The organism is Terriglobales bacterium (assembly GCA_035651655.1).
Lineage (GTDB): Bacteria > Acidobacteriota > Terriglobia > Terriglobales > Acidobacteriaceae > DASRFG01.
Genome location: DASRFG010000015.1, coordinates 71,993 through 83,593, shown reverse-complemented (window position 1 = coordinate 83,593; position 11,601 = coordinate 71,993). Strand labels below are relative to the sequence as shown.

The window sequence follows — 11,601 nt, the reverse complement described above, 5'->3', positions numbered from 1 at the left end:
TCGCTTTCGTCGGCTCAGAGTTTGGCAACCATGATTTACCCGGCTCCTGGCGATATCAATATTCCACTCAGTGGAAACACATTCAGTTGGAATCCAGTCTCGACGGCGCAAGCGTACTATCTGTATGTAGGCTCCGCCCCCGGATTGAAAGACGTGTTCAACAGTGGATCGAAACCCGCCACAATAACCAGCGTCAAGATACCTGCTGCTCTTGCCAGCGGCACAACCTATTATGTGCGGATATGGACATTCATTAATGGACACTGGGCAAGCAACTACGTTGACAGTACGTTCACATCGGTAATCGTTACTGCCTTTATGACCTACCCGTTGGATGGTGCCCGTAAGATTGATCCCTATCTCACCGCGACGTGGAACACCGTAAAAGGGGCTACATATGTTCTCAACATAGGGTCATCCCCAGGCGGTTCGGACGTTTTCAGTAGTGGGACACTCGGTACCACGAGCGTATTGGTAACCGGTCTGCTTGGTTTTTCGTCCTACTACGTGCGATTGTGGACCCAAACTCCGGCAGGAAGCACATTTGCTGACAGTATTTTCAGCACTGGGCCACAGGTCGCGCATTTGATCACACCTGGGGAGGGCGCCACGAATGTTGACCCCTTCGCCAGTTTTTCCTGGAACAGCGTGCCCGATGCGCAAGCATACTATCTAAAAGTCGGCACAAAATCGGGTGTGTTCGATGTTCACAATAGCTCCGTGTTGCCGGCAGATAAGACCTCACGTCTCGTTCCTGGACTAATAGGTAGCCAGACTTATTACGCAACCTTGTCCACGAAAATTAACGGAGTGTTCTATCCGGTCAGCAGTACTTTTCAAACCGCACCGCAGCCGCTACCCGATCCAGATGTTCTGCATACTACGGCGCAAAATCAGACTCAAGCTGTTCGGATGATGACGCTGGGGATGACCAACATACCTATTCCCGGCACCCTGCTGGCACAGATCGTCGCAGATGATGGTCGCACAGTGGCCTTTTGTACCGAATATGCGAAGACGCTGGTACAGTTGTTAATGGGCCAGCGCATTTCTGTCCGGCTCCGAATCAGTGTTTTCAACGGTGTCGAAAGCCATACGATGGCGGAATATTACGACCCCTTTTTGAGCAAGTGGGTCGTCTTGGATCCCACGTTTGGCCTGGTATTGTTCAGTACTACGGCTGGGCAATACTTCTCCATTGACGATATGGCGGCCGCGGTTGCGGCGCAGAATTGGCCTGGCATCCCACTTACTCAAGTGACAGTCTACGGGACGCAAGTAGCTAATTCCTACTACATGGATCCCAGCCTTCTGTATCTGAACCCGCTACCGCCGGCCACGAACGTGCTCGGTGTGCCGCTTGCAAATTCGCCTACATTTTTTATGGTCAACCATCCTATGACGGATGTGGGGACCTACGGGTTCTATGTTTTCGGCTTTTCGCAGACGGCCGACAGCGTCAGCATTATTGATCCGAGGTTAGGACCGTTGACGATAATGCCCAGGAACGGAACTCTTTATTCGAGCGACACCCGCCTTAATAAGGGCTGGTCAATAGCCTCGAGCCCATCCGGGTTAACGCTAAACACCATCGGCAGGTACATGTTTTAACTTCCGGCAGCAACCAAGACGCTGCCTTGAAGCCAATAAGTGCATTCGTTAGTCAAAGTCCCAGGTAGATACTCGGAGGCCACTAAGATGTTAAGCAGAGAGCTACTGCTTGTGTTGATTTTGAGCTGCGCTCCAGCACTCGCGCAAAGCCTCACAGGCGGAATTCAAGAAGCAATAAACGCACTGCCACAGCCTGACGGCGGCGTAGTCACTGTGAGCAGCAGCGTTCAGATCGCGCAGACCATATTCATTACGAACTTACAAAATATCACTGTTCGATGCCTAAGTGGAGTTGCCATATCGGTACCGCCCGGCAGCAACTTCCCCATATTCAAAGGCACAGGCTTCAAGAATACCGTTATTACGGGCTGTAACCTGGTAGGACCGGGAGCGCACTATGTGAGCGGCTCACAACCCGTCTTGTTCTTTGTAGGTGGGGATACTCTTACGATTGACCACAACCAGATCTCAGGTGCGGCTTTTGACGGTATGTATCTCAGCGGCTTAAAGCCCACATCTAACGTTTACGTTCACGACAATGTCGTGACCGGGAGCGGGGCCAACGGAATCGAATGCGATGCCATTAATTGTGTGGTCTACAACAACACCTCAAACAGTAACGGCTACATGGGAATCGAAGTGTACGCTCCAGGGAACAATGCAGTAGTCTCGAGCAACGTCACCCAATCGAATGGTCGCAACGGAATCAACATACAAAGCGATCCCACAACGGGTAGCGTCCACCACGTAGTCATAACTAACAATACGACAACGGACAATTTGGCAAACGGTATCCAGATAGGCGGACTTGCCACCTTTCCCATCCACCACATTACGATTCTAAATAACACAGTATTGCGCAACGTGAATGTCGGAATTAACCTGAACTATACTGACCTTCCGATTATTTCCAACAATACCGTCCAGGATAATAACTTCAATCACTTCAGTTGGAGTGGCGGTATTAATTTCAGCGGGAAGGTGACAAACGGAATTCTGCAAGCGAACACCGTCGGCAACATTACCAGTGCGGGCCAGCAGCAGTATGGCATTAAAATTGGAGACAGCAATTCCATCAACAATTTAATACTCAACAATAGTCTTGCCGGAAATAAGGTAGGACCGTTTTATTCCGTGGTTCCAAGCACTATCGTGGCCCCTCCGAGCGGCAATCAGATATTGATTGGCAATAACTAAGGTCTGGCACTACTTCTAACCTGTATTCACTTTATGAAGAGCTTGTCCATGCTGGTCCAGAGGCAATCGCCCGTCGTCCTTGCGCGCGAACTGATGTGGCGAGGGCAACGCCGCTGGCGGAAGGCTCGGATCCTTGCGGAACTGGGTCGCAAAGTTTGTCCCTACCAGTTTCGTAATGTTCCTTATTATCAAGCTACAGCTCAGGACATAAGCCCTGTTGCGCGGGAGTACATCGTTGGCTGTGCGGAAGCCGTTTGTCAGGGTCGGTATCCGCTGTTGAGCTATGCGCCGGTCGAACTTGGCATGCCTCCGCGCTGGGACGTGGATTTTGTTTCGGGAAAGACCTGGGCGAAGAGTCCGAGCGCAGACCTGACGACCGTGCGGCATGATGGGTCAGACGTAAAGGTGCCGTGGGAACTGTCGAGATTGCAATTTCTTCCTGTGTTGGCGAAAGCGTATCTGCTGACCGCTGAGACCCGATATCGACAGGTTGCCAAAGACTTAATGGCGAACTGGATTGACGAAAACCCAGTGGGAATGGGGGTTAATTGGACCATTGCCATGGAGGCGGCGCTGCGTGCGATGAGCATGTGCTTCACCCTCAGCATTCTGTCGCCTTTGCAGGCAGACGAGAGAGCTTGGGGCGACAAGGTGACCCGCTCGTTGTGGGAACACCTGGTGTTTATTGAGGCGCAGTCGGAGTTCTCGCACATTGTCCGTAGTAACCACTATCTGAGCAATATCGTTGGGTTATATTGCCTGTCGGTGTTTCTGACCGGAGAGTCGGCTGCAAAAAAGCGCAACTACTACCGCCGCCTGGTGGAACAAGAAATTCTCAAACAGGTTTACGACGATGGTGGCGATCACGAGGCATCAACTGGTTACCATGTTTTGGTTTGCCAGATGTTCACCACTGCATTGTTGCTCATGCGTGCGGAGCGTGTTGCGCCCAGTCCCCAATTCCGGGAACGGCTTGAACGCATGTATGAGTTCATGTTCGGCCTGGCGGATGAAAGCGGCCAGCTTCCCGCGGTGGGAGATTGCGACGACGGTCGGGTCGAACTGCTCCTCGACGATCTTAAGCAGATGAATACTCCCTTGCCAGAACGAAATTCGCTGCGGGTTTCAAACTTACTGGGAATCGGCGCAGCTCTGTTCGGCAAACCGATGACGGACCCGGCAGACGCGAACTGGTATGGTCTGCGGAAGGACGTTGTATCTTACCGCCCAAGCTCGACCTTACAGACCAGAAAGTTTCAAAACTCGGGGATCGGCATCGCCTCATGCGCGGGCACCGAGGTGATGCTGTTAGCGATTCCTAACGGAATCGGCGGGCGCGGCAGCCACACGCATAACGACAAACTAAGTGTGGTTGTCCGTTTTGAGACGGACGAATTCCTTGTTGACTCCGGTACCGGCTGCTATACGCGCGACGCGGTCAAGCGTAATTATTTTCGTTCTACCGCGGCGCACAACACTCTCATGGTTGATGGTGAAGAGCAAAATTGCATTGCTCCGCAGAGCAATCTTTTGTTCTGCATCGGAGATAATGCCGCGGTCAGCCCCATTGAAGTTGAGCATTTATCCCACTTGTCCAAAATGCATGCTTCTCATCTGGGATATAGCAGATTAAACGTCATCCACTCGCGTACTGTCTGTTTGTCTAAGGATGGGCAACAAATCGTGGTACATGACGAGCTTACGGGAGAAGGCCTGCACCAGTTCGAAGCCAATTTTCACTTTGCTCCCAGTTGGAAGGTACTAGCCGCGGACAAACAACATTTCCGGTGCGAATTGGCGGAACGGCGTGTTGTCACGGTTAGTTTCGAGTCGAACGTGGAATTAGATGTGCAGCCGGAAGACACTCTCATTTCGCGCACTTTTGGTAGCACTATACCCTCCACCAAGCTTCGGTTGCGCAGCTCGAAAGCACCATTACCCGTTTCCCTCGTAACCCGTATTCAGACGAAAGCAGTCCGTCCTCAGATACACAAACTAAATGAGAATTGAATATATTTGTCACGCGTGTCTTTTTGTTGATAGCGGTGATGTACAGATAGTCACTGACCCATGGTTTAAAGGGTCGGCGTATTGCGGCCAGTGGAACATCTTTCCCAAGCCCGTCAATACTGAGATTCTGGACAAGGCACAAGTAATAGCCTTATCTCATGGGCATGAGGACCACTTCCACGAGCCGAGTTTGCGGGAACTTCCCAGGGCAGCGAAAGTGTTCTATCCCTATAGCTGGTATGGGGGCACAACCGAGTTCCTGCAGGAACTCGGGTTCAAAGACGTGGTAGAGGCCGCCGCGCAAAAAACTTATAAGCTCTCACCTGATACTTCGCTCACGTATGTAGTCAACAGCTTGGACAGCATCGTCGTCATCGAAGCCGAGGGGAAAGTACTTGTAAACGTCAATGATGCGCTGCACTCTTTCCCCCCTAAGATTCAAGACCTATTTATTACTGCTATTAAAGAGCGCTGGCCGAAGATTGACACCGTATTCTGTGGCTTCGGTGGCGCCAGTTACTTTCCCAATGCGATCCATTGTCCGGGCAAGGATGATGTCGAGATTGGAGAAGCTCGTGAGCAGCTGTTTGCACACAGCTTCTGCCGCATAGTCCATGGCTTGGCCCCGGAGGTGGCGGTACCCTTCGCAGCGGACTTCGCCTTGCTCCAACCCGAGCAGCGGTGGATCAACGATGTGCGTTTTCCTCGCGCTCGCCTGGCAGAGTATTTTCGTCAGTTGTATCCCGAGGCTGCAGAGTCGGTTCGCATTGTCGCTATGTATCCAGGTGATGTACTGGCCAACAATCAACTGGTGCCCAATTCGCCGTATCGTAGCCAGTTCGTGGAGGGTGGGCTCAAACACCTGCTCGAGGAACAGTACCGCGACGAGATCAAAGCCCTAACTTCAGCCCCGCAAATCGGTGAAGAAGATGCGCGTCGGTTAGAGGGTGAAATCATCGCCAATGTCAATCGGCGCAAGGATCTGTACGCCGACCAACTGGGTAGTATTAAATTCAGCATCAAGGTACAGGACTGCCCGATTAGCCCGTGCTTCAATGTCAGTTTTGAAGATGCCCGTCCCCAAGTGACAAGAAGCGAGCATCCAACGCCGGATTCACTGTTGGTGGTAAGAACATCGAGTCGTATTCTGCGGCATTCCTTTGCCAGCGACTGGGGTGGGGATGCGATCACCATCGGCTACGGTTTGGACGTTGACGTATTTGATCCAGCGACAATTCAATCAAGTTTAGACGTTGCCTGCGTGCGTCTTCTGACCCGGCAACCATCGGCAAGCCATTATTGGAAACAAGAGCCCTTGCGTATGGCCAGGCACTTAATCTCCAGCCAAACCACTCGAGCCTGGGTCACCAAAGCCGTTCTAAATCCTTCTGGCGATTATAGTGACAAGAAGACCAATGACCTGATGCGAGAGTGGATGTTCCGCAGCAAATGTGAAGTTTGTCGCGCCTGCGACCTGCCTCTACTGGATGACAAATTTGCTGCGGCCCTGTAATACGAACACGCGTATAAACGAAGAGAAGATATCCCGGGAAAAGGACGAGTCGAAAAGATGAAAGCTCTCTTAGAAGATTTGCGGTCCGGCCAGGTTAGCAGCCACAACATTCCTGAACCAGAACTTCGACCAGGCGGAATTTTGATTCGTACAGCCTTTTCCGCCATCAGTGCCGGAACCGAGCGGGCGAAGATCGAAAGCGGTGAGAAATCCTTGCTAGGTAAGGCGTTGGCACGCCCCGACCTCACCAAGCAGGTAATTGATTATGCCTTGAAAGAAGGCATTCGCGCTGCTTATCAGAGGGTCCAAAACCGTCTCGACACCTTGTCTCCTCTGGGTTACAGCTGCGCCGGCACGGTGATCGCGGTAAATGCAGACGAAAAAGAGTTCCGTGTCGGTGATCGTGTCGCTTGCGGGGGCGGCGGCTATGCCAACCATAGCGAAATTAACTTTGTTCCTCGCAACCTTGCGGTGCGCATCCCGGACACAGTCTCGCTGGATGCTGCGTCCCTTACTACGATTGGCGCGATCGCGATGCAGGGAGTGCGCCAGAGCCAGCTGACATTTGGCGAGACCGTCGCCGTCATAGGAGCCGGGCTGGTAGGTGTCCTTACCATGCAGCTGGTTAAGGCCGCGGGATGCCGGGTGATTGCGTTCGATCTGGACGAAAAGCGGATACAGCACGCTCGCGAGATGGGCGCGGATCTGGCCCTGTCAGCCGCCGATAAAGATGCGGGCGAACTGGTAAAACAATTTACCAAATATGGCGCTGATGCCGCGATTATCACCGCTGCCGCGCCTTCCGCAGACCCCACCGAATTGGCCGCACGTGTGTGCCGCGACCGCGGACGGATTGTAGTGGTTGGCGCGGTCGGTCTGGGCGTGTCTCGCGAGAACGTTTACAACAAGGAACTCTCCATTACCCTGTCGCGCTCCTATGGTCCGGGCCGCTATGACCCTTCTTACGAAGAGGATGGCATTGATTATCCTATCGGCTATGTACGTTGGACGGAGCGGCGCAACATGGAAGCATTCTTACAGTTGCTCGCCGCCGGCAAACTCAAACTTGATGCCTTGGTCGCGCGGCGATTTCCAGTGGAGCAGGGTGGCGATGCTTATGCCGAGTTGCGGCGCGGCGGTGCCTACACAGTCCTGATTCAATACCCCGCCTCGAGTGAGAGCGTTGCGCGGACCGAAATTCCAGTCCACCAGACCAGATCCAGGATCGAGGGCCAGCTCAGAGTGGGATGTATTGGTGCGGGCAGTTTTGCCCGGAACATCATTTTTCCACGACTGCAAAAGAATCAAGGTGTGACGCTGGGCTCGGTTGCGACCGCTTCCGGTGTGGCTGCGGAATCGGCACGCAAATCATTCGGATTTGCGAATGCCCAGACACCCGCACAGCTGTTGCAGGCCCCGGATCTCGATGCGGTGTTCATTGCGTCCCATCACTCGAGCCATGCCGGCTATGTTGTGGACTCACTCGCCAATAACAAACAGGTGTTCGTGGAAAAGCCGTTGGCAATTAATCGCGAGGAGCTCGACGCCATCCAGAACACGTACGAAGCTCAACGGCAACAAGGCCGTTCTCCGTTTGTTATGGTTGGCTTTAATCGGCGCTTCGCGCCTTTGACGAAGCAATTGCGTGACTTCTTCGCAGGACGACGCGAGCCCATGGTCGTCCATGCCAGAATCAACGCTGGGTATATTGCTCCTCAAAGCTGGATCCAGCATGCAGATCAAGGTGGCCGCATCATCGGAGAGATGTGCCACTTCGTGGACTGGGCCCGTTCCGTAATCGGTTCTCCTATCGAAAAGGTCAGCGCCCAGGCAATACCGGACAGCCACCGCTATAACCGCGATAATGTTGCAGCCACGCTCACCTTTGCGGATGGGTCGATCGCTAATCTTCTTTATCTGGCCAACGGCGACAGTTCGGTTGCCAAGGAGCACTTCGAAGTGTTCTGCGAAGGCCGCATCGCTCGGCTGAACGATTTTGAAACCTTGGAATTGGCCCGCAATGGCAAGACATCCGTTCGGAAAGCAAAGCGCGACAAAGGTCATGATCAGGAGCTCGACCTCACGATCGCGGCCATGCGTGACGGAACGGAGTCGCCGATTGGGTTTACAGAATTGCTCGAAGTCACCGACGCCACGTTTGCGATTGTCGAAGCCATTAGTACAGGGCAACAGGTTGAAACCAGACGAACTCGGTCCCTGCAATCTGAGAGCTCAACTCCGCTGGTTCCCGAGTGTGCCGCCTCGGTCTGAGAAGTCCATAACGTAGTCCTTTCATTCGCCATGACAGCTGTTCAAAACCTTACACAAGCTGGGCGCCGCATATTTCCGGGCGCCGCAACACCAAACCGCGCAGTGAAGAAGAAAATTCTGGTGCTTTTTGGTACGCGGCCGGAGGTCATCAAGCTGGCCCCGGTCATTCATGAATTGCAGAAATGGCCCGACTCGTTCCAGGTGATAAATGTTGCATCAGGGCAGCATTCGGACTTGTTGTATCCGTTCGTCGAGATGTTTGGCATCCGAGTGGATGATGATCTGCGAATCATGCAGTCGGCGCAGACCCCTTCTCAGGTTTGCGCGCGCGTCCTGATGCTGGTGGATGCGCTCCTGGAGCAACACCAACCGGACATGATCCTGGTGCAAGGTGACACCAGCACTACGCTGGGTGGCGCGCTAGCCGGCTTTTACCGGGGGATTCCCGTGGGTCATGTGGAGGCAGGCCTGCGCTCGGGAGACATTAACAACCCTTATCCGGAAGAAATGAATCGCCGATTGGTCAGCCAGGTCGCAACGTTGCATTTTGCAGCGACGCAGGGAAATCAAGCGACTCTTCTGGGCGAAGGAGTGCCCGCGGATTCAATTGTTGTAACCGGCAATCCGGTGGTGGATGCGCTCCACACAATTCTCAAACGGGGGCTGAGTGCACATGCCGAGCAGTTGCTGAATACAACCGCCGGCAAGAAACGGCTGGTAGTCACGCTCCACCGCCGTGAGTCTTTTGGCGAGCGCATTGCCGACAACCTGCGGTCTCTTCGCCGATTTGCCGAAGCTCATGAGGATATTGCCGTAATCTTCCCCGTCCATCCCAACCCCGAAGTGCGCACTGTAGCGGATGAGGTATTACGGGACTGCAACCGAGTTTTCCTGGTAGCACCGCTCAACTACCAGGACTTTATCTCCGTGATGTCGAATAGCTGGCTCATCGTTTCTGACTCCGGGGGAATTCAAGAAGAAGCACCCAGCTTGGGCATACCTTTGTTGATCGTGCGTGACAACACAGAACGCACTGAAGTATTGCGCACTGGCCTGGCTCGCCTGGTACCAGGTGGGGCTGAGAGGCTGAGCGCGGCCCTGGAAGAGACCTACCGAAACGGAGCCAACGGAAACCGAGGCCGTCAGGTAGAGAATCCATTCGGAAATGGAGACAGTGGGGTGAGGATCGTCAGGGCGATCGCGAAGTCACTTGGTGTCGCCCTTAAAAATACGGTTGCTGCAGGTAAATCTGAATGACCAATAGCAGTTCTCAGCAGAGACGGCATCTCCTCACAATTGGCCTGGATGACTACTTTCATTCCGGGGCATTAAAGGGCGTGGTGCAGCAAGAGCGCTGGTATCGTTTCGAGACCCGCATCGAGCAAAATACACTGAACACCCTCTCCTTGCTCGACCAGGTGGGGGCCAAAGCTACCTTCTTTGTGATGGGATGGATCGCCGATACCCAACCAGACCTGGTTAAGGAAGTGGTGAACCGTGGGCACGAGGTTGCCAATCTTGGCTACTACCATCGAACCATCCATGAGATGACACGGCAGGAGTTTGAGGATGATCTGTCGCGCTCAGAAGAAGCTTTAATTCGTGCCACTGGCAGCTCAGTCCTCGGATATCGCCTGGCACGCCCTCTGTTCAAACCAAGCGACCTGTGGGTACTGGATGTGCTCGCTCAGCGTGGTTATGTCTATGACTCGAGCATCATGCCCATGTTTCGGTCTTTCAAAGACCAGCCATGGCGTCGCTTCGCGCATCGCCATCAGGCGGGTACAAACCAGATATGGGAGTTTCCGTTCTCCACCTGGAACTACATGGGTTACATGGTGCCGATTGCTGGTGGAAACTACTTTCGGCAACTGCCGCATAGCTGGGTTAAAAGCAAGGTAGAGTATTGGGATCGCAGTTACAGCTCACCTTTCGTGCTCTATTTTCATGTGTGGGACCTCGATCCTGATCAGCCTAAAATACATTCGGCGCCCACTCTGGCAAAAATTCGCGCGTACCGAAATCTCGGCAAGATGCGCAGCATCCTGGAAGAATATCTCTCCACCTACAGATTTGGAAGTATCGCTGAGCATTTGGGAATTAATCCGCAGGATGGCCAGGGAATCGCGTGTGTAGAAAACTCAGTACCCGGGTCATCAAGCGATCGTCAAGTCCATGTGCCAGATCTGCAATCAACAGCGGCGCCGAAGAAGCCAGTCACGATCGTGGTGCCCTGTTTCAACGAAAAGCCCACGCTTCCTTATCTTGCTAACACCCTTGGCAGTGTACGTAAGAGTCTCGGGCAGGAATACCAGCTGAACTTTATTCTGGTTGACGATGGAAGCACCGACGAGACCTGGACCGTGATGCAGCGGATCTTTGGTGGCTGGACTGACTGCACACTCGTTCGACAAGAGCGCAATCTTGGCGTGGCCGGTGCAATTCTCAATGGTATTCGTCACGCCAAAACTGAAATCGTGTGCTCAATTGACTGTGATTGCACCTACGATCCTCACGATTTACGCCACCTCATCCCTTTACTAACGGACGAAGTGGACCTGGTTACCGGGTCTCCATATCACAGCCGCGGCCACGTCTTAAATGTGCCAGGATGGCGTCTACTGCTCTCCAAAACCGCGTCTCATCTTTACCGGCTGGTGCTGCGCCAGAATATTGCCACCTACACCAGTTCTTTCCGGGTGTACCGAAAAAGTGCAGTTGCCAACCTGAAACTGAGGGAAACCGGTTTCCTTGGGGTGGCGGAAATGCTTGGAGTGCTTGATCTTCGAGGCTCCAAAATCGTGGAATGTCCGACTACTTTGGAGGTGCGATTGCTCGGTCATTCCAAGATGAAAGTGGCAATCACGGTTATGGGACATCTTAGGGTACTTGGACGTCTCATGTGGGCCAGATTGTCCTCCCCTCGCTCCAGGCCCTCCAACTGGGAAAAAGCCATAGTAACCAGCACTTCAAAAGCTCCCGATCCAAATCTCTAGGTA

General features: G+C 53.3%; 7 protein-coding genes. All 7 read left to right on the top strand.

Annotated elements, in window-relative coordinates:
* Positions 1-30: 30 nt before the first annotated feature.
* On the top strand, positions 31-1,611 hold the full coding sequence (locus VFA76_06905; protein HZR31566.1) for a hypothetical protein: 1,581 nt from the start codon (positions 31-33) through the stop codon (positions 1,609-1,611).
* Between the two features lie 213 nt (positions 1,612-1,824).
* Positions 1,825-2,808 carry a right-handed parallel beta-helix repeat-containing protein gene (locus VFA76_06900; protein HZR31565.1) on the top strand — a complete coding sequence of 328 codons (984 nt, stop codon included), beginning with the start codon at positions 1,825-1,827 and terminating at the stop codon, positions 2,806-2,808.
* A gap of 48 nt (positions 2,809-2,856) precedes the next feature.
* Complete coding sequence (locus tag VFA76_06895; protein HZR31564.1) at positions 2,857-4,818, top strand: alginate lyase family protein; 1,962 nt, start codon at positions 2,857-2,859, stop codon at positions 4,816-4,818.
* Positions 4,808-6,331 (top strand): MBL fold metallo-hydrolase, encoded by a 1,524-nt coding sequence (locus VFA76_06890; GenBank protein ID HZR31563.1) that lies wholly within the window; start codon positions 4,808-4,810, stop codon positions 6,329-6,331. Before VFA76_06895 ends, VFA76_06890 begins: the two co-directional genes overlap by 11 nt.
* Before the next feature lie 57 nt (positions 6,332-6,388).
* Positions 6,389-8,602 (top strand): bi-domain-containing oxidoreductase, encoded by a 2,214-nt coding sequence (locus tag VFA76_06885; GenBank protein HZR31562.1) that lies wholly within the window; start codon positions 6,389-6,391, stop codon positions 8,600-8,602.
* A gap of 102 nt (positions 8,603-8,704) precedes the next feature.
* Positions 8,705-9,859: a UDP-N-acetylglucosamine 2-epimerase (non-hydrolyzing) gene (gene wecB / locus VFA76_06880; GenBank protein HZR31561.1), complete on the top strand. Its 1,155-nt coding sequence runs from the start codon at positions 8,705-8,707 to the stop codon at positions 9,857-9,859.
* Entirely contained in the window at positions 9,856-11,598 is a 1,743-nt protein-coding gene (locus VFA76_06875) for a glycosyltransferase (protein HZR31560.1), read from the top strand. The genes wecB and VFA76_06875 overlap by 4 nt, the downstream gene beginning before the upstream one ends.
* Positions 11,599-11,601 lie beyond the last annotated feature (3 nt).